The organism is Pseudomonas sp. Larv2_ips (assembly GCF_963879675.1).
In the GTDB taxonomy this organism is placed as follows: domain Bacteria; phylum Pseudomonadota; class Gammaproteobacteria; order Pseudomonadales; family Pseudomonadaceae; genus Aquipseudomonas.
In genome coordinates this window covers 1,583,870-1,606,368 of sequence record NZ_CAWOAW010000014.1, presented here as the reverse complement: position 1 = coordinate 1,606,368, position 22,499 = coordinate 1,583,870, and the positions used below count along the sequence as shown (strand labels likewise).

Here is a 22,499-nt window from a genome sequence, read left to right as displayed (position 1 = left end):
GATGACCTCATTAAAAATTTAGTGGGGGAAGGGGCTGACCAGTTGGTCTTTTTCGACGTAGGCCCGGCCTGTTCGTGCGCGCCACAGCATCAACGGTTCGGCATCAGCGGCAACATGAACACGGTGGCTTTCGCGTTTGATGGGGTGGCCAGTGTTGGCGTCCATCAACGCCAGTTTCACGGGACGACCGGTGGCCTCATCAGCGAGAAACACCTTGGTCGAGCCCGCGGCATACCGCGTACCCCAGTCCATCAGCGTGAGGATGACTTGTCGCAGGTCACGACCGGCTTCGGTGAGGTGGTACTCGTGGCGTGGCGGGTTGTCTTGATACGGGTGCCGTTCCAGCAACCCGTTGACCACCAACGAGTTCAAGCGGCGGGTGAGGGTATTGGAGGCGATGCCCAGGCTGGTCAGGAATTCATCGAAACGACGCAGCCCGTAGAACGAATCCCTCAGGATCAACAGGCTCCAACCATCACCGATGTGCTCCAGAGCGCGGGCGACCGGACAGGGCATGGACTGGAAACTGGCTTTTTTCATCATGATCACCTGCGCCAAACATGCAATATTACATTCGTAATATTGCATGGTGGCTTTCATAATGAAAGTTACTTGAGAAATTATTTGTTACTTTGGGCACGCAAGGGCACTAGGTTGACGGGCCCGACCCTAAAACGAAAAGAAAGCGAAAACGGCGCGTATGGAAAGCACGCGGGCACCGGAAACCATGTTCAAACCCCGCGATTTTCCGTCTGCCGCGCTTGCGCCAACAACCAATCCCGAAAAGTCGTCAGCCTGGGCAAGCTGGCGCACTCAGGCCGATAAACGATGTAGTAGGCCAACTCTGATGCAAAGCTGATGTCGGGGAACAACCGCACCAGGCGTCCGCTTGCCAGGTCATCGTTGGCCATGACGCTGCGGGCAAGCGCGATGCCGTGCCCCTCAACCGCAGCTTGCAACACAGCGGCAGAATTGTTGATTTGCATGCCCCGCAGGGAGAGGGTGTCCGTTGTCCCGGCTTTCTGCATCCAGGTTTCCCAGGTCGGAAAACCGGTATGGCTATCCATTGAAAGATCGTGAATCAACGTCTCCTGTACCAGGTCACTGGGCTTGTGCAAACGCGAGTGCTCGCGCAACAGTTGTGGCGAGCACACCGGATAGACCTCTTCGTCCATCAGCTTCTCGGCGGTCAGCCCCGGCCACCGCCCCGTGCCATAACGCACGCCGATATCGATTCGCTGCGCAACGAAATCCACCGGCTTGAGGTTGGTATCCAGGCGCACGTCTGTTTCGGGGCAAACCGCCTGGAAGCGGTCGATGCGAGGCAACAGCCATTTGGCGGCAAAGGCCGGGCTGACGGCAACGGTCAGTACGCCGTTGATCGAACTTTCCCGCAGTCGCTCCATCCCCAGGGTCAGCCTGTCGAAGCCTGCGCGAATGTCGGGCAACGCGCGCTCGGCTGCCTCCGTGGGTACAAGCCTTGCCCGGCCGCTGTTGCCGCGCACAAACAGCGGGCTGCCCAGCCAGTCTTCCAGCGTGCGCACCAACTGACCGACCGCCGCCGGTGTGACGTTGAGTTCGGCCGCCGCCGCAGAAAAGCTCTGATGGCGGGCGCTGGCCTCGAAGGCACGCAAAGCGTTCAGATGGACCGGTGATTTCATGGCGATAAAGAATTTCTTTCAGGGGCTGACACTTTATCTCGGTTGTCCGTGGCCGGAAAGAAGAGAAAAATCACCTCCATGCCAGCTACTGATCTGCTTGATGGGTGAGGGCATAGGCACGTGAATATAGGCCCGTAAATACAGTTGGAACCAATAGTTTTTCTTCCACTCAAGTCCTGCCGAACGGCGGGCGCACAGAGAGAGTTTCAAGATGAGCAATCAATTCAAGGGTAAGAAACTGTTGGTCGTCGGTGGCACCAGCGGCATGGGCCTGCAGACGGCACGCACCGTACTGGCCGAGGGCGGCAGCGTAGTCATCGTGGGTAACCGCCCGGAAAAAACCGAAGCAGCCCGCAACGAATTGGCTGAACTGGGCCAGGTGTGGGCACTGACCGCTGACCTGTCCAATGACGCCGCTGTCGCTTCGCTAATCAAAACCCTGGACGAGCAGCATTCGGATATCGACCTGCTGGTCAATGCCGCTGGCGTGTTCTTTCCCAAGCCATTCCTCGAGCATTCGCAAGCTGATTACGCCCAGTACATGTCGATCAACAAAGCGACCTTCTTTATCACGCAAAAGGTTGCCGCAAACCTGGTTGCCAAGAACCGCCCAGGCGCGATCGTGAACATTGGTTCGATGTGGGGCAAGCAGGCGATCGCAGCCACGCCTTCGTCGGCGTACTCGATGGCCAAGGCGGGCTTGCACTCACTGACCCAACACCTGGCGATGGAACTGGGCAGCAAGAACATCCGTGTAAACGCGGTGTCGCCTGCCGTGGTGCAGACCCCTATCTACGAAGGCTTCATTCCAAAGGCCGAAGTGCACAGTGCACTGCAAGGCTTCAATAGCTTCCACCCGATTGGCCGTGTGGGCACCCCTCAGGACGTCGCCGAAGTGGTCGCTTTCCTGCTGTCGGACAAGGCGGGCTGGATCACTGGCGCTGTCTGGGACGTCGATGGCGGTGTGATGGCAGGCCGTAACTGACCTGCGCTGCTTTACGCGTTGCTGACGCACTGAGTTCTTTGCCAGGCGTGACCCCACGCCTGGCTGCAACCTGTTTTGGAGACAGACCATGATGCAAGACTGGAATGGCTACCGCGACTCCCTGATGGAGCGCGTGGGCGACTACGCTAAACAAAGCCCCGACGTGATGCGCGGCCTGATGATGATCGACAACTCGGCGGTCAAGACGGGGCATCTGGAGCCGAAGATCCACGAGCTGATCGCATTGGCGGTGGCGGTGACCACGCGTTGCGACGGGTGTATTTCCGTCCATACCAAGAAGGCGGTCGAGCACGGTGCCACGCTTGAAGAAATCACCGAGGCCCTCGGTGTGGCGATTGCCCTGAACGCGGGTGCTGCGCTGACGTACTCGGCACGCGTCGTCGAAGCCTATCAACAACTGCCCAGCCAGTAAGCCCTATCGATAAGCACCGACCACCCGCGGATGGGGTGGCCGGTATTTTTGCCTCGTTTGGATAACCCTCATGCTGATCAATGCCGATTTCACGCGCCGCGCCATCGTGGCGTGTCAACAGCGCCAATGGGTAGCTTCGCCCCAGGATGGCGTCGAGCGCGTGATGCTGGATCGCGTGGGCGCGGAAAAAGCGCGTGCCACCAGCCTTGTGCGGTATGCCCCTGACTCTTGTTTCCCTCGCCATCTCCATCCCGGGGGCGAGGAGATTCTCGTGTTGTGGGGGACTTTCTCTGACGGGAGTGGGGACTACCCGGCGGGGTGGTATTTGCGCAATCCTCCGGGGTCCAGCCACCAACCCTCCAGTGCCGAGGGCGCCGTCATTTTCGTCAAGCTTCAACAGATGCGGGGAAGCGAGCAGCGCCATGTGCGCATTGATACCCGTGACCCTGCCGCGTGGCGTCGGGAGTGCCAGCGTGAGGTCTGTGCGTTGTTCTGTGATGACACGGAGCAGGTCAGTCTGCAACGCCTGGCACCGCGTGAAGCGATTTTCGCAACGCCGCCTGATGGTGCTGAACTGCTGGTGCTGACGGGCAACGTGACGCTGGATGGAGAGGCCTACGAGCGCGGCAGCTGGCTGCGCCTGCCTGCTGGCGAGTCTGAGAACCTCCACGCGGGCGATCAAGGCGCCACCGTGTACCTCAAAACGGGCCATTTGGCCGATGTAGCCGCAGAGGAATGAGCATGCACACCGTACGCATTGCTATCGTTGGCGCCGGTTTGAGCGGCCTGTATGCCGCTTACTTGCTGGAGCGCCAGGGCATTACCGATTATGTGTTGCTGGAGGGGAGGGAAATCCTCGGCGGTCGTATTGGGTCCATCGACGCCGCGGGCCAGACCGTTACCCACACTGCAGCCAACACCCACGCTATCGACCGTTTCGACCTGGGCCCCACCTGGTTCTGGCCTGGCTACCAACGCGAGCTTGACCGGCTCGTGGAGGCCTTGGGCCTGAAGCGGTTTGAGCAGTTCGAGGAGGGCGACATGGTGGTGGAGCGCTCACCCGAGGCGCCCCCTGTGCGCATGCGTGGCTACGTAAATTCGCCGGCGTCCATGCGCCTGGTCGGTGGCATGGGAAGTTTGATCGAAGCCCTGCGCGACACGCTGGTCCCGGCAAATATCATCACCGGCCAAACGGTGCGCCGGCTTCGCAGGCACGACGGCCACATCGAACTCGAAAGCGAAGACGTCGCAGGCCACGTCAGTGCCTGGTACGCCGAGCACGTCTTGCTGGCGCTGCCGCCGCGCTTGGTCGAAAGCACCCTGGTCTTCGAACCGGCCTTGCCTGCGTCCCTGGCCCTGCAGTGGCGTGAAACCGCGACGTGGATGGCGCCCCAAGCCAAGTACGTCGCCATTTATGACACGCCGTTCTGGCGAGAACAGGGGTTGTCCGGCGAGGGCCGCAGCGCGCGTGGGCCGCTGGGTGAAATCCATGATGCCTCCATGCCCGGTGGCCGCGCGGCGCTGTTTGGCTTCCTGGGCGTGCCGGCGCAAGTGCGCAGCACGGTCTCCGACGAGGTGCTGCGCACCCATTGCCGTTCGCAACTCGTCCGGATGTTTGGTCCCCAGGCGGCGACGCCTAAGGCCGAGGCCATCAAGGATTGGGCACAAGACCCGTTCACGGCCACTGCAGTCGATGTAAATGCGGCGCCCCAGCATGCCCGGGCGCCCTCAGCTACGGCAGCTTCGGGACCTTGGCAGGGGGGCCTGACAGGCATCGCCAGCGAATGGTCGCCGCAGTTCTCGGGCTATTTGGCCGGGGCCATCGAGGCCGCCGGCCTGGGCGTGAAGGCACTGGCTGAACGTGCCGCTGCGCCTGTGCTGAATCCATCGAAGCGTTGACGTGAGATCGCGAGGCAAGGCGGTACTGATCAGCAATGCCGGTATCTCCCGTTATTCATCATTTTTAGGAGCGACGGCTATGAACGCTACATACCGTGCCATGCAAGTCACCCGACCGGGTGTTCTTGAACTGGTGGAACGTCCGACAATAGCACCCGGTATTGGCCAAGTGCTGATTGCCGTTGAGGCCTGCGGTATCTGTGGTGCCGATGTGGGTGACATCGAAGGGGCAGACCCTGCACTGCAGCCGCCGCGGGTGCCAGGTCATGAGGTGGTCGGCCGCATCGCTGCACTAGGCGAGCACGTTCCCTCTCTCTGGAAGGTCGGCCAGCGTGTCGGCGTGGGTCGCCTGGGCGGGCCTTGCAGCGAATGTGTGCAGTGCCGCCAGGGGCATTTTCAGCTGTGCCAACACCAGCCCTTTGTCGGTGCCACCTGTGACGGTGGTTATGCCGAAATGATGCTGGCACGAGCCTCCGGGTTGGTGTCGAGTCCTGACGAACTCCTTGCCGAGGAAGCCGCGCCGTTGCTTTGCGCCGGCATCGCCACGTTCAATGCGTTGAAGAAGTGCGGCGCGCAGGCGGGCGATACGGTTGCCATCATTGGTATTGGCGGCCTGGGGCATATGGCCCTGTAGTACGCGCGCCGGATGGGGTTTCGCGTGGTTGCCATCGGGCGCGGCAGTGATATCGCCGACGACGCATTGAACCTGGGAGCCCATGTCTACATCGACACCCATGAAGAGGACGCGGCGACAAAGCTCAAGGAAATGGGCGGCGCTCAGGCCATCGTGAGTACTATCAGCGCCCCCGCTACCGTATCGGCACTCATGGCCGGGCTCGCACCACAAGGCCGTCTTGTTCTGCTTGGAGCGGGCAAAGATCCGTTGCCGGTGTCGACCGGCCACCTGGTCGTGGGTGAGCGCAGCCTGCTGGGTTCGATCACCGGCTCGTCCTACGAAAACGAAAAGACCCTGGATTTCAGCGTGCTGGCCGGTGTGCGCCCAAGGATCGAAGTGATGCCGTTCGAGCAAGCCAATGAAGCCTACCAACGGATGAAGTCCGGCGGCGTCAAATTCCGCATGGTATTGACCCTCGCAGGTGCCCCCGGCAGCGCGCGCCCATCAACCCGTGATGACGACCTTGAGATGGGCACTCGACACCCATGAAGAACCATAACCTCAACACTGAGCCACCCGCCGGCGCACCTTCTTTGCTGCCAGAGCGCGTGCAACGCGCGAACATAGGGCGGCTGATGATCGCTCAGGCGCTGGCCGGGGCGAATGCCGTAGTGATCTACGCCACGGGAGCGATTGTGGGCAACTCGCTCGCGCCTGCACCGGCGCTGGCCACGTTGCCCATTTCCATCTTTGTGGTAGGCATGGCGGCGTGTATTTTCCCGATGGGCGTTCTGGCACGGAAGTATGGGCGACGCGCGGCGTTCCTGGCAGGCGCGGGCGCGGGTGTGCTCACGGGTGTGTTGGCGATGCTCGCGGTGATCGTCGGCTCATTCTGGTTGTTTTGCCTGGCGACGTTCCTGGGCGGGAGCTACGCGGCCGTAGTGTTGTCGTTCCGCTTCGCGGCCCCGACGGTGTGGAGCCATCACGGCGCGCACGGGCCCTGTCGCTTGTCATGGCAGGGGGCGTGGTCGCCGGCGTAGTGGGGCCGCAGTTGGTGACCTGGACGTTGGACATTTGGCCGCAGTACCCGTTCGCCCCCACCTTTTTGGCGCAAGCCGCCGTCGCGGCGGTTTCGGCACTCGTCCTGCTAGGTGTGAAGCTGCCGATGCCGACGGCTGAAGCGCTTGGAGGAGGGCGCCAACTCGGGCTGATTGCCCGGCAGCCGCGCTTCATCGCAGCGGCGACCTGCGGTGCGGTGTCCTACATGCTGATGAATTTCCTGATGACGGCAGCACCATTGGCCATGCACCTCTGCGGGCATTCGCAAGCCTCGGCCAACCTGGGACTGCAATGGCACGTCATCGCCATGTACGCGCCCAGCTTCTTCACCGGCCATCTCATCTCGCGGTTCGGTGCCGTTCGCGTTGCAGTGGCCGGCCTGGCGTTAACGGGGCTGTCTGCCGCAGTCGGGCTTGGCGGGATCGAGGTGATGCATTTTGACGGGTCGCTGATCCTGCTGGGGCTTGGTTGGAATTTAGGCTTCCTGGGCGCGTCCGCACTGGTGCTGGAATGCCATCTGCCCGAAGAGAAGACACGCGTTCAATCGCTCAATGATTTCATCGTGTTCGGCGTAATGGCGATAGGGTCTTTTTCGTCGGGTGGACTGCTGTCGGCATACGGCTGGAACACAGTGCTGTGGGTGTCGTTTTTACCGCTTATGTTGGCTGCCGTCGCGCTGGCACTGACTGTCCCCAAATACAAGGAGTCGGTGTTGCGGTGACTGAAATGTAGGGTTTGAACTGCGGCATGAAGTTAGCCCCAGAATTATCAAAACCGCTGAGATCCAAAGGTGAGCTACGGTCAAACATACCGATGTCATGCATTATCTTCTCAAGAGGGCTGCCCCGGCCTTCCTTTCACTGGCATAAGCGCTATTGACGCTGGTGTTCACCCGCTCAGCTTCGCCTTTAGAAAATCGATGAACACCCGCAGTTTCCTGGGCATCCCAGAAGGGTTGTAATGGTAGAGGTACAGCGTTGCTGGAGAACTCCAACCCTCTAGCACGCTGACCAATTCACCGGTTTGCAAATACGGTGAGGCGAATTGATGCAGTACGTAAGCAAAGCCAAATCCGTCCAGCGCAGCCTGGAGAATCACTGCGCTGTCATTGGACGCGATCCGTCCGGCAACCGCCATCCGCAATGACTCTCCCGATTTCTGAAACTCCCAACGATACAAGGCATCGGTGTCTGCGCTCCGATAATTGATGCATTGATGCTTGAGTAAGTCGCGGGGGTGGCGGGGCCGTGGATTTCCCTCGAGATAGCCAGGGGATGCGACTACACAAAATTGCATCTGAGTGATCAGCGGTATGGCGATCATATCCTGGGCCAACACATGGTCGTAACGAACCCCCGCGTCGTAGCGTTTGCTGACGATGTCAACAAGGCTGTTATCAACCATCAAGTCGATTTTGATGTCGGGGTAGAGGAGAAGGAACTCGTTAAGGTAGGGCGCTATGACCACTTGTATCGCCGAGGGGGGAACGCTCAAGCGTAGCGTTCCCATTGATTCACTCGAGGCTCGGCCTGCGTCGGCGAAAGCCGACTCAAGCTGTTCCATCAGCGGCAATATGCGGGTGAGAAACACACTTCCAGCCTCTGTCAGGCTGACGCTTCTAGTGGTGCGGTTGAATAACTTAGTTTGCAAGCGCTGTTCAATTTGCCGAACGGTATAGCTTGCAGAAGACACCGAGATGCCAAGGGCCTGCGCGGCTGCTGTGAAACTCTGGTCTTTGGCAACGCGAGCGAAAACAGAAAGCGCTGAAAGGTCTGAGTGATCCATTGTGCAAAATCCTTGCAAGGTTCTTCTTGATTATCCCTCTTTATTGTCAAATTAACAGAGCCGATACTTTGTCTCAATTGGCAGCAGATGCTCCAGCTGTCCTCTTGGCGAATGAGGAGGTTCTATGAAAACGTGGTTCATTACTGGCGTGAGTAGCGGATTGGGGCTTGCACTGGCAAAGGCTGTGATTGCTTCAGGTGATAAAGTTGCGGGCACCCTGCGCACTGAAGAACAACGAGTGACCTTCAGCCAGATGGCGCAAGGTCAGTCATTTGGTTTTGTATTGGATGTGTGTTCCGAGGTGGACATTCCAAGAGTCGTAGCACAAGTCGAGGAGGAGGTTGGGCCTATCGACGTCCTGGTCAACAATGCCGGTTATGGATATGAAGGGGCGATTGAGGAAGCACTTTCGGCGGACATACGTGCGCAATTTGATGTAAATGTCTTTGGAGCCATTAGCGTCATTCAGGCGGTGCTTCCGTATATGCGCAAACGGCGCAGTGGACACATCATTAACATCACATCGATTTGCGGGTTGCTGATTTTTCCAGGTGCAGGCATCTACAACGCGAGCAAGTTTGCGCTTGAGGGCATCAACGAGACGTTGGCCAGTGAAGTAAAAGCGTTTGGCATCAAAGTAACAGCTGTGGAGCCCGCCGCTTTTCGAACCGACTGGGCCGGACGCTCGATGCACCGCCCAGCACGCCTCATTGAAGACTACGAGCCCTTCCTTGGCCCGCTTGCACAAGCTCGAGCGGAACGGTCAGGCAAACAGCCTGGCGACCCCGTTAAAGCAGCCCAGGCGATTATCGCGCTTGTCGGATCTGACAGCCCTCCAGTTCATCTTATTTTAGGGCCGGACGGGTTGAGGCTGGTACGTGCAAAGCTGAAGGCGTTGGGTGAAGAAATCGACGCGTGGGAACACCTTAGTGCCAGCACTGACTTCTCCATTTAATCCGCAACATTGATGCTCACTCTAGGTAATAAGCTCACGTACATGAGCAATGAATATTACGGATGCTTGTATTGGCATCAATCTTCGCAACGAGTGTCTGCGCGCCAACCGGCGCGCGGTCATTGGTGTCCGATATCACCGCGCCGGAGCTAAATATGAGTGCCACGAACAAAGCTGTTGTCACGACCGCGTTCATCGGCTGGATGGGTGGCCATAACGAGTCGCTTCAATCATTGCTTTCAGACGACATCGAGTGGAATATTTCAGGGAATTCAGCTGCCGCCGGTAAGACGAAGGGCAAGCCTGAGCTGATGCGAAGAGTGCTGGGGCCGTTCGGAGCTCGTTTCTCCGGGGCGGGAACAACTAATGATGGCACCCGCTATGAAAACGACTATGTTTGGCTACTAACGATGCGCAATGGCAAGGCTGTGAAAGGAACTGCTTTCTTTGACAGCGTTGCATTTAACGAGTTATGGCGAGTAAAGCCGGCAGATCTTCATCAAAATTGAAGGGCCGTTCGATGGCGTCTGGGTGCGACTGAATTCGCGAAGTCACAAGGTGGCCAGGTCGATTCTGACGGACTTTATATGACATGACATACGATTTAACATAATATACATTATGCGTAATATCATGTTACGTAATCAGCGGCAGTGCCCGTCAGATTTCAACGGGCAAAACCCCTGTTGGCTTCACACCTGGGCAAATCCTCCATCCACGAACATTTCACTGCCGGTCATGAAGCTGCTCTCATCCGATGCCAGGAACAATGCTGCGGCCGCAACTTCTTCTGCCTGGCCGATTCGTCCCAGTGGAACCTGTGCAGTCATGTCGTCAATGATCGCATCCTTCTGGCCAGTGCCTGACAACGCCAGGTCCAGGCCAGGCGTCGCGATCGGCCCGGGCGAAAGTACGTTGACGCGAATGCCAGTGCCTTTGAGGTCCAGCGCCCAGCTTCTGGCGAAATTACGCAGCGCGGCCTTAGTGGCGCTGTATACGCTGAACGCCGGTGTGCCCATGGTGCCTGTGGTTGAACCGGTCAAGATGACAGAGCCTCCAGTGCTCATCAGTGCCAAAGCCTTTTGCACGGTGAACAAGGTGCCCTTGACGTTGATGCCGAACGTACGGTCAAACGATTCCTCCGTGATCGAACCAATCGGCTGAAAATCCCCCAGGCCCGCATTGGCGAACAGCACGTCAATTCGGCCTTTGGCAGCTTTGATTTGCGTGAAGATGCGATCCAGGTCGTCCAGGTTCGAAATGTCGCCCTGAATGGCAATGGCTTCAGGGCCGATCAGGCGTAGCGCGTTGTCCAATTCCTGCTGCCGGCGCCCCACAATGACCACCTGTGCGCCTTCGGTTGCGAAGCGAATGGCGGTTGCCAGGCCGATGCCACTGTTGCCGCCGGTGATCACTGCAATTTTTCCGTTGAGCCTGCTCATGGTGAACTCCCGAGAATGTCGAGGCTCGACTCTAGATCCGCGCTATTGTTTTGAATAGTATGCACCTTTTGGTAAGTACCCAATTCGGCGAGTAGAACCATGTCAAATAACACGTTCAGCTGCGGGCTCGATGCGGCCCTGGCGGTGATTGGCGGGAAATGGAAGCCGTTGGTCCTTTATCATCTGGCACAGAACGTTCATCGCTATGGAGAGCTACGGCGTGCGATCGGTGGCGTGACTGATAAGGTCCTTATCCAGCAACTCAAGGAGTTGGAGCGTGATGAGATCATCGCCCGCGTCGACTACCAGGAAATCCCGCCGAAGGTTGAATACTCGCTGACGCCATTCGGGCGCTCGCTGGCCACGGCATTGGGGACGCTGTGTGTGTGGGGAACAGAACACATGGACGCTGTGGAACGCATCAGCGAGCGTCGCATGGCTGCCCTCGCCCGTCTTGAAAGTCGCTCCTCGATATAATCTATTTGCATAACTCAACTAAATGTCTATTTAGTTGAGTTATATAAGCGCCAATCAATAACCGCTCGCCGCCGTCGTTGCCCCACCGACTATCGCTATGCCCGAACTGCTGCCCAGACGCGTAGCCCCGGCCTCGATCATCTTCACTGCCGTCGGATAATCACGCACGCCACCGGAGGCTTTTACGCCAACGTCGGCGCCCACGGTTTTGCGCATCAGCGCCACGTCTTCTGCAGTCGCACCGCTACGGCTGAACCCGGTGGACGTCTTCACGAATGCCACCCCCAGGTCCCGGCAGATTTCACACGCCTGGACTTTCTGTTCGTCGCTCAACAGGCAGGTTTCCAGGATGACCTTCAACGGCACAGCGCCGCAGGCCCTGTGAACCGCGGCGATGTCTTCACGCACCGCCTCAAGCAGCCCTTCCTTCAGCCAGCCGATATTGAGCACCATGTCGATCTCCCCTGCCCCGGCGGCAATCGCTCGTTCAGCTTCAAAGGCCTTGGTGTCGCTCAAGCCGGCGCCCAGTGGAAAGCCCACCACCGCACAGATCACCACGTCGTTGTCAGTCAGGCATGAGGCGGCGTAAGGCACTTGCGCGGAGTTCAGGCACACTGAATAAAAACCATGCTGCATGGCCTCCTCGCACAAGGTGCGAATTTGCTCACGGGAGGCGTCGGGCGCCAGTAAGGTGTGATCGATGTACTTGGCCAATGCTGCGGGTTGAAGAGAGTTCATTTAACGTGCCCTTGCCTGTATGTTGCCAATGATCGTGGGACGCGCTTGTCACAATGCCCACACTAATGCGTTACAATAATATCATTAAATGTTACTTGTCTAACACAAACAATCAAGCCCTGGAATACGCGTGGACAGTAAAAAAGCCGAGCGACTCAAGCTTATCCAACAAGCTTTGCAGGACCAGAACGCCATCCACCTGCGGGAAATGGCTGCGCTGCTGGAGGTGTCCGAGATGACCCTGCGCCGCGATCTCAACCACTTCACCGAGCACGTACGCCTGCTGGGTGGCTACATCACCCGGGTCAGCGGCGAGGCCGGCGATTACCGCGTAGCCGACCAGGACACACGCCACGTCGAGGAGAAACGCCGTATCGGCAAGCTCGCCGCGCGGTTGATACAGCCCGGCGACACGGTGTTTTTCGACTGCGGCACCACCTCGCCCTTTGTCATTGATTTCATCCCCGATGAGTTGGAGTTCACCGCGGTGTGCAGTTCGTTGAACGTGCTGCTCAAGCTGCAGAACAAAGCCAACTGCCACATCGTGTTGTGCGGCGGTACCTTCCACCGCAAGAACCAGGTCTTTGAAAGCAGCGCCGAGAGCAGCATCCTCGACAGCGTGCGCCTGACCTGGGCGTTCGTGACTGCCGCCGGCGTCAGCCAGGCGTTCGGCGTGACGTGCTTCAACTTCAATGAAGTCGAGGTCAAACAAAAGGTCCTGCGCCAGGCCCAGCAGCGCGTGTTGCTGGCCGACTTCAGCAAGTTCGACACGGTGCGCACCGCCCACTTCGCCAACCTGGAAGACTTCCAGTACGTGGTCAGCGACAAGAAAATCCCGCGTGCTTATAAAGAGGCCATCCAGGCCAGCGGCGCGCAGTTGCTGATCTAACCCAATAATGTCTGCCGTTCCTGCGCATTCAAATAGCCGGTGGTCACGCTGAACGAGGCGCTGGCCCCGGCCGCCAGGCACCGCACGTGGCCTTTGGCTTTCTCGGCGTTATAGCCCTCGGGTTCGCAGGTCGATGGCAGCACGAACGCCGCCACTTGCTGATCCGGCGTGTACAGAATCCAGCGTGCAGCGTGCGCGAATTGTTCGGGGCGGTAACGGGTGTAGAACGCCGAACCAGCCGGATGATCCAGTAAGAAATGCGCGTAGCCCGTGGCGTCTGTGCCCACGTCGTCGAAGAAAAACACGATCTCAGGGTCGTACAGCGCAGGCGTGTCGAGGCTGGCCAACTGGGTTGGATGCTCGGCCAGTTGCGCCATGTAGGCGCTCCAGTCCGGCGTCGGCTTGACGTGGTCCGGCACACTGGTGCGCAGGCGCAAGCGCTGCATGCCCAGTGGCTCGACGAATCGAGCGTCGTCCACGTACGCGTAGTTCATGTGGGCCATGTACATCAGGTCCATCGGCTTGCCGGCCAGGTTCGTCACGCCCATGTCGATATCGAACAAGGCTGAGTCGGCGCGCAGCGTTACGTTCGGGCTCGCCCGGTAGCGATCGCCGAATCCCTTGGCATAGTGATACGAGCCGCCCAGGCGCACAAAGCCCTCGCCGAGTTCCAGCCAGGCCGAGTCCATGGGCGCGCAGGGCATTTCACCGTGCAAGGCATGCGTGTCATCCGGCGCCGGGCATCCGTTGCGCAACAGGCCACTGTGAAACATGAAGCAACCGTAAGTGTCGATGACCGTCGGGCTTGGCCTGGGCGCGTCGAACAGGTTGCGCATGGTCAGGTCGCAGCCGTCAAATTCGGCCGACCAGATCATCTGCCCTTGATACGGCAACACGACCAGACGTCCACGGCTGTTCTCCAGGCTCACCGCCAACACGCCAGACGCATAAGTCCAGGCGCTGACCTTGAAATCCTCAGACTGCAAAAGCACCCTTTCCTGCTCGGCAAACACCGCCCGGTACAACGGGATACGCGCATTCATGAGGCCACCGCCGCGGCTGCACGTGAGGGCAACGCGTCCGGCTGGCGCAGGCATTTGACCGCGTACATCACAATCACGATAAAGCACAGCAGCGGTACGCTATAGGCCAGCTGCATGTTGCCGCCACTGGCGTCGGACAACAGGCCCTGGAAGATCGGAATCACCCCGCCGCCGACGATGCTCATCACCAGCAATGAACCGCCCACACCCGTGTCTTCACCCAGGCCATCGATGGTCAGGCCGTAGATGGTCGGCCAGCACGGGCCAAGAAAAATACTCACGCCGACCGCGGCGTACACCGCAGAAATGTTCGGCACCAGAATGGTGTAGGCCAGCAGCACAATGCACAGCACCCCGTAGATCGCCAAGACCTTGGCCGGGTGCAGGCGCCGCATCAATAGATTGGCGATCAACTTGCCGACAAAATAGGCGGCAAAGGTGGTCAGCAGAAACCATGAAGCGCTGCGCTCATTCATGCCGCCCATTTGCATGGCCAGGCGAATGGTGAAACTCCACACGCCCACCTGTGCGCCCACATACAGAAATTGCGCGAGCACGCCAAAGGTAAACCGCGGGTTACGCCACAGCCGCCCCAGGCTTTTGCGCAAGCTGCCAGACGTATTGTCGACAGGTGCGTTGCCCTTGCAGGCCGGGAAACGAGTAATGGCGATCAGGATGAACATCAACACCAGCACGGCGATCATCCACTTGTAGGGCAACAGCGTGGACTGGATCATTTGCAATTGTTGCACCGCCGCATCGGTGACACTCATCTGCTTGAGCTGTGCAGTGGTGGCATCGGTGTCCTTGAACATCACAAAGCTGCCCACATAAACCCCGGCCATGGCGCCGAACGGGTGAAAGGTCTGCGAGATGTTCAAGCGCCGCGTCCCGGTTTCCCGTGGGCCCATCAACGTCGAGTAGGTGTTGCAGGCGGTTTCCAGGAACGACAGCCCGGCCGCGATCACAAACAGTGCCAGCAGGAACATGCCGTACTTGGCCGTCGACGCCGCCGGGAAAAACAGCAAACAGCCGAGCATGTACAGCGACAGGCCGATCAGGATCGTACTTTTGTAGCTCAGGCGGCGCACCACCATCGCTGCCGGAATCGCCACAAAAAAGTAGCCCAGGTAAAACGCCGACTGCACAAAGGCGGTCTGAAAATCGCTGAGCAAAAACGCTTTCTTGAAGTGTGCGATCAGCACGTCGTTCATGCTCGCCGCCGCGGCCCACAACGCGAAGATGCTGCACAGCAGAATAAAAGCGAACCAGGGCGTGCGGTTCAGGTAGAACCCATCGGGTGTCTGTTGCAGCGCAGGTTTGTTCATTATCGTTCTCCGGGCTGGATTAAGAAGCCGAGTTAGATGGCTTGGCGCTGTTGCTGGAAGCGCGAGAACGCTTCGCTGTCGGGATAGGAGGTCTGCGTACCCAGCGCCGTCACCGAGCACGCGGAATACGCCACCGCCTGCTCCATGGCATGGCGGATATCGCCATCGCGGTTCCAGTGCTGGATGAAACACCCGATAAAGGCGTCGCCGGCACCGGTGGTGTCACGGGCGACCACCCGCTGGCCCGGCACCTGGAAGGTGCCCTCCTCGCCCACGTACAACGCACCCTGCTCGCCGAGCGTGACGATGACGTGGCGAACGCCGCTGGTCACCAGGGTTTGCGCAGCGGCGCGGGCCGAGTCCGGCGAGTCCACGGTGAGGCCCGTGATCAGCGCCAGCTCCGATTCGTTGGGGATCAGAAAATCCAGTTTTGCCAGGTAGTCGGCATCCAGGCCAGGCAGCGCCGGCGCTGGATTGAGCAGCACCGCAATGCCATGTCGGTGCCCGAATTCGATGGCGTAGTAGACCGTCTGCAGGTTGATCTCCAGCTGCAACACAATCAGCGTGCACTCACGCAAATCAGCCGCCGCTGCCTCGATGTCCGCCGGCGACAAATACGCATTGGCGCCTTTGACGATCAGGATGCTGTTGTGGGAGTCGGTGCGCACAAAAATCGGCGCCACACCACTGGAAACGCCAGGCACCCGTTGCACATAACGAGTGTCGATGCCAAAGCGCTGGAAGTTGGCCAGGGTGTTGTCGGCAAACATGTCGTCGCCGACCTTGCTCAGCATCAATACATCGGCCCCAAGCTTGGCTGCCGCCACCGCCTGGTTGGCACCCTTGCCGCCGCAACCGAGGGCAAACCCCGGCGCTTCGAGGGTTTCGCCCTGGGCCGGCATGCGGTCGATGTAGGTAATCAGATCCACCATATTGCTGCCGATGACTGCGATCTTGCTCATTGCTATTCCACCTTGTTGCAGCACGACCAGGCAGGTCGTGGCGCTTTTGTTTTGTTATTTAAATAACATTAAGTGTGATTATTCAATCTATTTTTCAGCGCAAAGATCAATGGTCAGCCCGAATGGGCGGCCTCGACAGGCTCAAGGCCAAAAATGTAGCGCCTGTGTAAACGCCACCTTGTAACCCCTCGGGCGGCTCTCTAAGCTGGCCGATCTTTCGCCGTCACCCGGAACACCCCATGTCTCGAAGCATCGCCCACCTCGCCCTGTTGCTGGGGTTGATCACCGCCATCGGCCCCTTCGCCATCGACAGTTACTTGCCCGCCCTGCCCACCCTTGGCGCCAGCCTGCAGGCCTCGCCGGCGGCGGTGCAGATGAGCCTGACGGTGTTCTTCATGATCATCGGCGTGTGCCAGCTGTTCTATGGCCCCCTCAGCGATGTGTACGGGCGCAAGCCGCCGATCTACGCCGGCCTGGTGATTTTCGCCGTGGCCAGTGTCGGCTGTGCCCTGGCACCGAGCATCGAAGTACTGATCGGCTTTCGCGCCCTGCAAGCCTTCGGCGCGTGCGCCGGCATGGTCATCCCGCGGGCGATTGTTCGTGACCTGTACACCGGCCACGAAGCCGCGCGCCTGATGGCCTTGCTGATGCTGGTGATGAGCGTGTCGCCGATCCTGGCGCCGTTGGCCGGCAGCGTGGTGATTTCACTCTGGAGTTGGCGCGAAGTGTTTGCCGTACTGGCTGTGGTGTCCGTGCTGTGCCTGGTGATGACCATTGTGCAGTTGCCGGAAACCCATCCGGCCGAGCGCCGATTGGGCAAGACCCTGGGCACCGCCATCGGCAGTTACGGCGCACTGCTGCGCGACCCGGTGTTTATCGGCTTGGCGGTGGTCAGCGGCTTCGGACTGGCGACCTTCTTTGTGTTCATCGGCAGCGCGCCGTTTGTGTACATCGAATATTTCGGCCTGACGCCGACGCAATTCAGCCTGTGCTTTGCGCTCAATGCCGCGTCGTTCTTCGCCATGAGCCAAATGACCGCCCGCCTGAGCGCGCGCTTTGGTCTGGCACCTGTGATTCGTTGGTCGGTCATGGCGGTGGCGGCGATCATGGTGCTGCTGGCCGCCACCACGCTGTGGGGCAATCACCTGGCGGTAATGATGACGCTGCTGTTTATCGGCTTTGGCTTTCTTGGCCTGCTGTTGCCAGCGGCCGGCGTGTTGTCCCTGGAGGACCACGGCGCCGTTGCGGGTTCCGCGTCGGCCCTGTTGGGCGCCATCCAGATGATCACCGCTGCCGTGTCCATGACCCTGATCGGGTTGTACGCCGACCATACGCCGGCACCGATGTTGATCGGCATCGCCCTGTGCGCAGTCGCGGCCATGCTGACCACCTGGTGGACACTGCGCCGCTTGCCCGTGCATCTACAGCCTTCGCCACGCAGCTGATACGCATCGTCATCCCAGCAGCAAACGCCCTGAATGCACGATACCCATCAGGGCCACGGCCAGCAGCACCAGGCACGCCACGCGGTTGATAGCCGCGCGGTACTTCAGCGCGAACGCCTGGCGCGCGAGGGCGATGTACCCTGCCAGCACCGCAAAGTCGATAAGCACCCACAACCCGATCAACCACGCCACGCTGGCACTGAACGAGTCCGCCACGTGGATGAATTGAGGAAAGAAGGCGACGAAGAAAATGATGTCCTTGGGGTTGGAAATTCCCACCAGAAAACCCGTGCCGACACCGCTGCGCGCGCAGCGGGTATGGACACCTGGCCCAGGTGGATAACGCAGCCCCTGGACCGCCAGGTACAAGATGAACAGGCAGCCCACAGAGCTGATCGCGCTCAGCAAGCCTGGACTGACGGAAAAACTCCCCGACAAAATCAGTACCGCCACCAGCGCCAGGATCAGCGACGCCAGGTTGGTGCCCGCCCCCGTCAACAGCGCGCGCCGGCTTCCGGATTGCAGGCTGGTAGTGATGATCAGCGCCACCACCGGCCCGGGCGTGACAATCAGGGCCACTACGCTGAAGACATAAATCAGAAGTAACGAGCTATTCATCGCGCTTAAACGCCTTGTGAAGTGAGGCGTGTGAGCTTGCGCCAGGCCGCGCGCGTTGAAAAACGTAAAAGCCTGTGTCCTACTATGAGTTTTAATCACAATGACTGCCCCTCCATGGCCGAACGCCTTCCACCACTGTATGCCCTGCGCGCCTTTGAAGTGGCGGCCCGCACGTCTTCGTTTACACGCGCGGCGCAAGCCTTGTCGTTGACTCCAAGTGCGGTCAGCCGCCATATCAAAACCCTCGAGGGCCTCCTCAACTGTCGTTTGTTCGAACGCCTAGGGCCTCGACTGCAACTCACCGTTGCGGGCGAACGGCTTGCGCAGGAACTCAAGGTCGGCTTTCGCATCATCGAACAGGCGTGCGCGCCCTTCCGGGCCGGCACTGGCGATTTACGTTTAAAGGCTCCATCGACGCTGACCATGCGCTGGCTGCTGCACACGCTGGACCTCCTCAAGCTCAGCGCGCCTGAAATGGCGATACAGCTGGCAAGTGTCTGGATGGATTTCGACAGCGTGGACTTTTACGCAGAGCCTTACGACTGCGCGATTTTGCTCGGCAACGGTCAGTTCGGCGCCGATGTGCACGCACACAAACTGTTTGATGAATGGTTGATCCCCATTTGCGCGCCCGGCTGGGTGCACACTGACCTGGCCGAGGCCGAACTGATCCACCCCACTGCCGACCGCCGGGACTGGCGACGCTGGCTGGCCGCCCAGCCGTCTGCCGCGCGTATCGACCTGGACCGTGGCAAGGTCTTCGATACGCTGGACCAGGCGATTTCGGCTGCCATGCGCGGCCATGGTGTCTCGATCGGCGACCTGCACCTGGTGGCCAACGATGTGCGCGACGGCCTGATCACGCTGCCCTGCGCAACGGCCGTCGCCTCGGGTGATGGCTACTATCTGGTCTGGCCCAGAGCGAGCCGCCACGCACATACCTTGCGTGAACTGTACGAGTGCCTGAGCCGGCTCGTTCCGACGCTGGAGCTGCCAGGCCTTGAGTTCTTGCCGGCGGCTGGCTGAAAACCATTCGTCGGGCTTGCCCGACATTCACTACAACTATCGCCGCCGGCAAAACTACTAACTCCATAGCACCCTTGAAGACCTATGGAGACTGAGATGACTGACTACCCTCGCCCACCCTTCGCCCCCCAAGCCCAATCCGTACCCGGCGCCCAGAAGAAAATGGACCCGTACCCCGACTGCGGCGAGAAGAGCTACAAGGGCTCGGGCCGGCTGGCCAACAAAATCGCGCTGATCACCGGTGCCGACAGCGGCATTGGCCGCGCAGTCGCCATTGCGTTTGCCCGTGAAGGCGCCGATGTGGCCATCGCTTACCTGGACGAGCATGAAGACGCCAAGGAGACCGCACGCTGGGTTGAAGAAGCGGGCCGCCAGTGCCTGTTGCTGCCCGGCGATATTGCCCAAAAGGCCACGTGCCAGGCGCTGGTCGACAAGACCGTCGAACAGTTCGGGCGCATCGACGTGCTGGTCAATAACGCCGCGTTCCAGATGACCCACGAAACCCTCGAAGAGATCGAAGACGAGGAATGGGTGCGGACCTTCGATATCAACATCACCGCGATGTTTCGCATCTGCAAGGCCGCCCTGCCCCACATGAAAGCCGGCAGTTCGATCATCAATACCAGTTCGGTCAATTCCGACATGCCCAAGCCAACGCTGTTGGCCTATGCCGCCACCAAGGGCGCCATTGCCAATTTCACCGGCGGCCTGGCGCAATTGCTGGGTGACAAAGGCATTCGGGTCAACAGCGTAGCGCCGGGCCCGATCTGGACACCGCTGATCGTAGCGACCATGACGGACAAAGACGTGCAGAGCTTTGGCAGCGAAACCCCACTGGGGCGCCCCGGCCAGCCGGTAGAAGTGGCGCCGATCTATGTGTTGCTGGCCTCGGATGAAGCCAGCTATATCTCCGGTTCGCGCTACGCGGTCACCGGCGGCAAGCCAATCCTCTAAACCCGGTAAACCACCAAGTAAAGAAGGGGGCTTGCTCCCGATAGCGCAGGGTCAGTCAGTGAGTCGCTGACCCTGCATCTTCGGAAGCAAGCCCCCCTCTCACATGGTTGACTGAAGTTATAAATCAAACCGGTCCACGGCTCGCCGCCGCTCATTGTCGTCGCGTACGTCATAGCTGGCGGTGGTCTGGATATTGCTGTGGTGCGCGAGTTTCTGCGCGATTGACAGGTCATGTTCCTCAATCACGCGGGTGATGAACGAACGCCTGAAGTCATGCGGCATGATTTTCACGCCAACCTGTTCGCCGCGTTGACGGGCGATGTAATAAATCGCGTGTTTGGTAATGCGCTCACGGGTGATATGGCTGCCCCGGCGAATGCGGTTGAACAGGAACGTATCGTCCTGCTCGCCGTCCTTGAGCTGCTCGCGACGAAAGTCCAGCCAGGCTGTCAGCTTTTCAAATGCCCAGGCGGGCGCGTACTTGATCAACGCCTTGTTGCCTTTGCCGGTCACGCGCAGGCTGCGCTCCTCGAAGTTGATCTGCGCCAGGTCGAGGTTCACCGACTCTGACTTGCGCATGCCCGACCCATACAAAATGCCGATCACCGCCGCATCCCGCAGGCCCTGAGGGCGCGGGTCGGCAGCGCAGACTTCCATCAGCTCGCGAATCAGGCTGCGGCGCAAATTGCGCCCCTGGCCCAGTCGGGTCCCGGGCGCCGCCTTGACCGAGCGCATCTTGAGCAGGTGGTCCTGGCTGATCAGGCTCATGCGCCAGGCTTCGTTCATGACCCCACGCACGGCATTCACATACAGCGAAGAGGTGTTGGGCGCGTAGCCGTCCTCGCGCAGTGCGGCGACCAGGGCAATCACGTGTTCAGGTTGCAGCAGGTGCCAGTCGATGTCTTCGAGGTTGATGTCTTCGAAGCCCAGGCGGTCGGCGGCGTCCTGCAGCACGTAGCGCATGGTCAGTTGGCTGGAGGGCGCGAGGCGAGTGAGGTAAAGGGTCAGCGGGTTGCGGATGGACTCAGTCAAGGGAGATCAGCCTTTGGATTAAATACCTCGATCAAGCCATTGTTTAATCGAGGTATTTAGTGAATTGGCGAAGGCCGAGTCTAGCGCAGGACCGGCCCTGGCACCAAATCACGGGGCCGTTTCGTCATCCCCGGTCGCGTCGTCGGGCTGAGGCTGGGTCTGGGATTGACTCCACTCGGTGTCCTGCTTCTGCATCAGCGCGAACCAATGCTGGCGCATGAACGCCAGGTAGCTGTCCGGCGCCTTGGCAAAGTCCTTTTCATCGCCATAGCAGCCCGGCAGAGGTAACTCGGTGCCCTGCTCCTTGTACTGACTGACCAGCGCCTGCTGCGCCGCCACGCTGCAATCCTTGGGCAGCGGCATACCCCGCAAGGCGCCGGCTTCCTCGTCCCACCAGCTCGCCCCAACGCGATCGACGCCGCGCAGGCGGTACTTCTGGGATTTGCCAACGTGCATGATCAGTTTGAATTCGTTGGGGCTGACATCGCTGGTGCACGTGCGCGAATAGCCCACCGTGGCCTGGGTGATGCCGTCGCCGGTGAGGTCGGTGACTTTGGTGGCCGCCATGTCAAAACGCAGCGCGGCGTCGAACTGGCAATGCTGCACATCGTCATAGAGCATCCACACGCGCTTGGGATGATCGCCAGCGAGCAGGTATTGCGCGGCGTAGACGAACGCCGACTGGGTGCCATCGTCATCGCGTTCGCTGACCTGTTCGGCGAGCACCAGAAGGTTCTTGCCCTGGCTGTCGTCCCAGGTGTAGGCCGCGACCTGTTTGCCGCGCACTTCGACGCCTTCGGGCACCTGATCGACAGAGGTGAGCGCCACGCCATCATCGGCGCGCACGGTCGTGACGCAGGCCACAGCCATCAACAATCCCATCAACGCGGGCCGCAACTGGCCGCGTAAAAGCTGCACGCTATTCATCCGAGTACCCTGGCAAGAGATGGCTTACTTTACCGGCACTTGAGGGGCAATGCAGAGAAGTTTGTTGAATAAAACCGGCGGCACACTGCAAGCTGCAAAAAACGCCACGGTTTTACCGGTTCAAGGTATCCCCTGGCGCCTCAGTTACTTAGCTGAACCCTAGCTGTCTACCTGTCAAATAAACGAGTTTTTCATCCGCCTTTCATATTCGTTCAACATTTTTCC

26 protein-coding genes are annotated in these 22,499 nt (G+C 59.7%); 15 read left to right on the top strand and 11 right to left on the bottom strand.

Annotated elements, in window-relative coordinates; genetic code table 11:
- Positions 1–18 precede the first annotated feature (18 nt).
- Entirely contained in the window at positions 19–540 is a 522-nt protein-coding gene (locus tag AACV02_RS14095; protein WP_119740830.1) for a winged helix-turn-helix transcriptional regulator, read from the bottom strand.
- Positions 541–731: 191 nt separating this feature from the next.
- Complete coding sequence (gcvA, locus tag AACV02_RS14090) at positions 732–1,661, bottom strand: transcriptional regulator GcvA (protein ID WP_119740412.1); 930 nt, start codon at positions 1,659–1,661, stop codon at positions 732–734.
- Positions 1,662–1,872: 211 nt separating this feature from the next.
- On the opposite strand from gcvA, the gene AACV02_RS14085 reads away from it, so the two are divergent.
- From AACV02_RS14085 to AACV02_RS14050, 8 genes are all read left to right on the top strand, one after another.
- Positions 1,873–2,646, top strand: coding sequence for an SDR family NAD(P)-dependent oxidoreductase (locus AACV02_RS14085; RefSeq protein ID WP_119740410.1), 774 nt, complete (start codon positions 1,873–1,875; stop codon positions 2,644–2,646).
- Positions 2,647–2,737: 91 nt separating this feature from the next.
- A complete protein-coding gene (locus AACV02_RS14080) occupies positions 2,738–3,079 on the top strand; it encodes a carboxymuconolactone decarboxylase family protein (protein WP_201146400.1) in 342 nt (113 codons plus the stop codon).
- A 70-nt stretch (positions 3,080–3,149) separates the two neighbouring features.
- The gene (locus tag AACV02_RS14075; protein WP_119740406.1) at positions 3,150–3,818 is read left to right on the top strand and encodes a cupin domain-containing protein; all 669 of its coding nucleotides are present in this window, start codon (positions 3,150–3,152) and stop codon (positions 3,816–3,818) included.
- A 2-nt stretch (positions 3,819–3,820) separates the two neighbouring features.
- Positions 3,821–4,978 (top strand): flavin monoamine oxidase family protein, encoded by a 1,158-nt coding sequence (locus AACV02_RS14070; RefSeq protein WP_218568298.1) that lies wholly within the window; start codon positions 3,821–3,823, stop codon positions 4,976–4,978.
- A gap of 79 nt (positions 4,979–5,057) precedes the next feature.
- Positions 5,058–5,612, top strand: a complete 555-nt coding sequence (locus AACV02_RS14065; RefSeq protein WP_256680505.1) for an alcohol dehydrogenase catalytic domain-containing protein — start codon at positions 5,058–5,060, stop codon at positions 5,610–5,612.
- Positions 5,613–5,624: 12 nt separating this feature from the next.
- Positions 5,625–6,143: a zinc-binding dehydrogenase gene (locus AACV02_RS14060; protein ID WP_256680504.1), complete on the top strand. Its 519-nt coding sequence runs from the start codon at positions 5,625–5,627 to the stop codon at positions 6,141–6,143.
- Positions 6,140–6,634, top strand: a complete 495-nt coding sequence (locus AACV02_RS14055; RefSeq protein ID WP_256680503.1) for a hypothetical protein — start codon at positions 6,140–6,142, stop codon at positions 6,632–6,634. Before AACV02_RS14060 ends, AACV02_RS14055 begins: the two co-directional genes overlap by 4 nt.
- Entirely contained in the window at positions 6,619–7,374 is a 756-nt protein-coding gene (locus AACV02_RS14050) for an MFS transporter (RefSeq protein WP_256680502.1), read from the top strand. Before AACV02_RS14055 ends, AACV02_RS14050 begins: the two co-directional genes overlap by 16 nt.
- A gap of 167 nt (positions 7,375–7,541) precedes the next feature.
- Here the strand turns inward: AACV02_RS14050 and AACV02_RS14045 are convergent, their stop codons facing one another.
- A complete protein-coding gene (locus AACV02_RS14045) occupies positions 7,542–8,438 on the bottom strand; it encodes a LysR family transcriptional regulator (RefSeq protein WP_119740402.1) in 897 nt (298 codons plus the stop codon).
- A gap of 124 nt (positions 8,439–8,562) precedes the next feature.
- Here AACV02_RS14045 and AACV02_RS14040 point away from each other — a divergent pair, with 124 nt between their 5' ends.
- Together AACV02_RS14040 and AACV02_RS14035 are read left to right on the top strand one after the other, a co-directional pair.
- Positions 8,563–9,393 (top strand): oxidoreductase, encoded by an 831-nt coding sequence (locus tag AACV02_RS14040; protein ID WP_119740400.1) that lies wholly within the window; start codon positions 8,563–8,565, stop codon positions 9,391–9,393.
- Positions 9,394–9,548: 155 nt separating this feature from the next.
- Positions 9,549–9,902, top strand: a complete 354-nt coding sequence (locus AACV02_RS14035) for a nuclear transport factor 2 family protein (RefSeq protein WP_157986839.1) — start codon at positions 9,549–9,551, stop codon at positions 9,900–9,902.
- A 183-nt stretch (positions 9,903–10,085) separates the two neighbouring features.
- Here AACV02_RS14035 and AACV02_RS14030 read toward each other — a convergent pair whose 3' ends face one another.
- On the bottom strand, positions 10,086–10,835 hold the full coding sequence (locus AACV02_RS14030; RefSeq protein WP_106580332.1) for an SDR family NAD(P)-dependent oxidoreductase: 750 nt from the start codon (positions 10,833–10,835) through the stop codon (positions 10,086–10,088).
- A 99-nt stretch (positions 10,836–10,934) separates the two neighbouring features.
- Here AACV02_RS14030 and AACV02_RS14025 point away from each other — a divergent pair, with 99 nt between their 5' ends.
- Complete coding sequence (locus AACV02_RS14025; RefSeq protein WP_119740395.1) at positions 10,935–11,312, top strand: winged helix-turn-helix transcriptional regulator; 378 nt, start codon at positions 10,935–10,937, stop codon at positions 11,310–11,312.
- A gap of 54 nt (positions 11,313–11,366) precedes the next feature.
- Here the strand turns inward: AACV02_RS14025 and deoC are convergent, their stop codons facing one another.
- Positions 11,367–12,050, bottom strand: coding sequence for a deoxyribose-phosphate aldolase (gene deoC / locus AACV02_RS14020; RefSeq protein WP_119740393.1), 684 nt, complete (start codon positions 12,048–12,050; stop codon positions 11,367–11,369).
- Between the two features lie 130 nt (positions 12,051–12,180).
- Between deoC and deoR the strand changes: the two genes are divergently transcribed.
- Positions 12,181–12,939: a DNA-binding transcriptional repressor DeoR gene (deoR, locus tag AACV02_RS14015; RefSeq protein WP_119740391.1), complete on the top strand. Its 759-nt coding sequence runs from the start codon at positions 12,181–12,183 to the stop codon at positions 12,937–12,939.
- On the opposite strand, the gene AACV02_RS14010 is transcribed toward deoR, so the two are convergent.
- Genes AACV02_RS14010 through rbsK form a run of 3 tightly spaced genes read right to left on the bottom strand, consistent with a single transcriptional unit; the run spans position 12,936 to position 16,272 of the window.
- On the bottom strand, positions 12,936–13,982 hold the full coding sequence (locus tag AACV02_RS14010) for an aldose 1-epimerase family protein (RefSeq protein WP_119740389.1): 1,047 nt from the start codon (positions 13,980–13,982) through the stop codon (positions 12,936–12,938). The two genes, deoR and AACV02_RS14010, sit on opposite strands and share 4 nt — an antisense overlap.
- Complete coding sequence (gene fucP / locus AACV02_RS14005) at positions 13,979–15,310, bottom strand: L-fucose:H+ symporter permease (protein ID WP_119740387.1); 1,332 nt, start codon at positions 15,308–15,310, stop codon at positions 13,979–13,981. Before fucP ends, AACV02_RS14010 begins: the two co-directional genes overlap by 4 nt.
- A 32-nt stretch (positions 15,311–15,342) precedes the next feature.
- Positions 15,343–16,272, bottom strand: a complete 930-nt coding sequence (gene rbsK, locus AACV02_RS14000; protein ID WP_119740385.1) for a ribokinase — start codon at positions 16,270–16,272, stop codon at positions 15,343–15,345.
- A gap of 239 nt (positions 16,273–16,511) precedes the next feature.
- On the opposite strand from rbsK, the gene AACV02_RS13995 reads away from it, so the two are divergent.
- Positions 16,512–17,717, top strand: a complete 1,206-nt coding sequence (locus AACV02_RS13995; protein WP_119740382.1) for a multidrug effflux MFS transporter — start codon at positions 16,512–16,514, stop codon at positions 17,715–17,717.
- Between the two features lie 9 nt (positions 17,718–17,726).
- Here AACV02_RS13995 and AACV02_RS13990 read toward each other — a convergent pair whose 3' ends face one another.
- Positions 17,727–18,335 (bottom strand): LysE family translocator, encoded by a 609-nt coding sequence (locus AACV02_RS13990; RefSeq protein ID WP_119740380.1) that lies wholly within the window; start codon positions 18,333–18,335, stop codon positions 17,727–17,729.
- Between the two features lie 114 nt (positions 18,336–18,449).
- On the opposite strand from AACV02_RS13990, the gene AACV02_RS13985 reads away from it, so the two are divergent.
- Both AACV02_RS13985 and AACV02_RS13980 read left to right on the top strand, forming a co-directional pair.
- Positions 18,450–19,361, top strand: a complete 912-nt coding sequence (locus AACV02_RS13985) for a LysR substrate-binding domain-containing protein (RefSeq protein ID WP_119740378.1) — start codon at positions 18,450–18,452, stop codon at positions 19,359–19,361.
- A 96-nt stretch (positions 19,362–19,457) separates the two neighbouring features.
- Positions 19,458–20,315 carry an SDR family oxidoreductase gene (locus tag AACV02_RS13980; protein ID WP_119740376.1) on the top strand — a complete coding sequence of 286 codons (858 nt, stop codon included), beginning with the start codon at positions 19,458–19,460 and terminating at the stop codon, positions 20,313–20,315.
- Between the two features lie 117 nt (positions 20,316–20,432).
- Here the strand turns inward: AACV02_RS13980 and AACV02_RS13975 are convergent, their stop codons facing one another.
- The gene (locus AACV02_RS13975) at positions 20,433–21,347 is read right to left on the bottom strand and encodes a site-specific integrase (protein WP_106579209.1); all 915 of its coding nucleotides are present in this window, start codon (positions 21,345–21,347) and stop codon (positions 20,433–20,435) included.
- Between the two features lie 108 nt (positions 21,348–21,455).
- The gene (locus AACV02_RS13970) at positions 21,456–22,274 is read right to left on the bottom strand and encodes a M949_RS01915 family surface polysaccharide biosynthesis protein (protein ID WP_119740374.1); all 819 of its coding nucleotides are present in this window, start codon (positions 22,272–22,274) and stop codon (positions 21,456–21,458) included.
- Between the last annotated feature and the right edge of the window lie 225 nt (positions 22,275–22,499).

Coding starts and splice junctions, on each gene's coding strand:
- AACV02_RS14095 (WP_119740830.1), bottom strand. CDS start 540: ATGAAAAAAGCCAGTTTCCAGTCCATGCCCTGTCCGGTCGCCCGCGCT.
- gcvA (WP_119740412.1), bottom strand. CDS start 1,661: ATGAAATCACCGGTCCATCTGAACGCTTTGCGTGCCTTCGAGGCCAGC.
- AACV02_RS14085 (WP_119740410.1), top strand. CDS start 1,873: ATGAGCAATCAATTCAAGGGTAAGAAACTGTTGGTCGTCGGTGGCACC.
- AACV02_RS14080 (WP_201146400.1), top strand. CDS start 2,738: ATGCAAGACTGGAATGGCTACCGCGACTCCCTGATGGAGCGCGTGGGC.
- AACV02_RS14075 (WP_119740406.1), top strand. CDS start 3,150: ATGCTGATCAATGCCGATTTCACGCGCCGCGCCATCGTGGCGTGTCAA.
- AACV02_RS14070 (WP_218568298.1), top strand. CDS start 3,821: ATGCACACCGTACGCATTGCTATCGTTGGCGCCGGTTTGAGCGGCCTG.
- AACV02_RS14065 (WP_256680505.1), top strand. CDS start 5,058: ATGAACGCTACATACCGTGCCATGCAAGTCACCCGACCGGGTGTTCTT.
- AACV02_RS14060 (WP_256680504.1), top strand. CDS start 5,625: ATGGGGTTTCGCGTGGTTGCCATCGGGCGCGGCAGTGATATCGCCGAC.
- AACV02_RS14055 (WP_256680503.1), top strand. CDS start 6,140: ATGAAGAACCATAACCTCAACACTGAGCCACCCGCCGGCGCACCTTCT.
- AACV02_RS14045 (WP_119740402.1), bottom strand. CDS start 8,438: ATGGATCACTCAGACCTTTCAGCGCTTTCTGTTTTCGCTCGCGTTGCC.
- AACV02_RS14040 (WP_119740400.1), top strand. CDS start 8,563: ATGAAAACGTGGTTCATTACTGGCGTGAGTAGCGGATTGGGGCTTGCA.
- AACV02_RS14035 (WP_157986839.1), top strand. CDS start 9,549: ATGAGTGCCACGAACAAAGCTGTTGTCACGACCGCGTTCATCGGCTGG.
- AACV02_RS14030 (WP_106580332.1), bottom strand. CDS start 10,835: ATGAGCAGGCTCAACGGAAAAATTGCAGTGATCACCGGCGGCAACAGT.
- AACV02_RS14025 (WP_119740395.1), top strand. CDS start 10,935: ATGTCAAATAACACGTTCAGCTGCGGGCTCGATGCGGCCCTGGCGGTG.
- deoC (WP_119740393.1), bottom strand. CDS start 12,050: ATGAACTCTCTTCAACCCGCAGCATTGGCCAAGTACATCGATCACACC.
- AACV02_RS14010 (WP_119740389.1), bottom strand. CDS start 13,982: ATGAATGCGCGTATCCCGTTGTACCGGGCGGTGTTTGCCGAGCAGGAA.
- fucP (WP_119740387.1), bottom strand. CDS start 15,310: ATGAACAAACCTGCGCTGCAACAGACACCCGATGGGTTCTACCTGAAC.
- rbsK (WP_119740385.1), bottom strand. CDS start 16,272: ATGAGCAAGATCGCAGTCATCGGCAGCAATATGGTGGATCTGATTACC.
- AACV02_RS13995 (WP_119740382.1), top strand. CDS start 16,512: ATGTCTCGAAGCATCGCCCACCTCGCCCTGTTGCTGGGGTTGATCACC.
- AACV02_RS13990 (WP_119740380.1), bottom strand. CDS start 18,335: ATGAATAGCTCGTTACTTCTGATTTATGTCTTCAGCGTAGTGGCCCTG.
- AACV02_RS13985 (WP_119740378.1), top strand. CDS start 18,450: ATGGCCGAACGCCTTCCACCACTGTATGCCCTGCGCGCCTTTGAAGTG.
- AACV02_RS13980 (WP_119740376.1), top strand. CDS start 19,458: ATGACTGACTACCCTCGCCCACCCTTCGCCCCCCAAGCCCAATCCGTA.
- AACV02_RS13970 (WP_119740374.1), bottom strand. CDS start 22,274: ATGAATAGCGTGCAGCTTTTACGCGGCCAGTTGCGGCCCGCGTTGATG.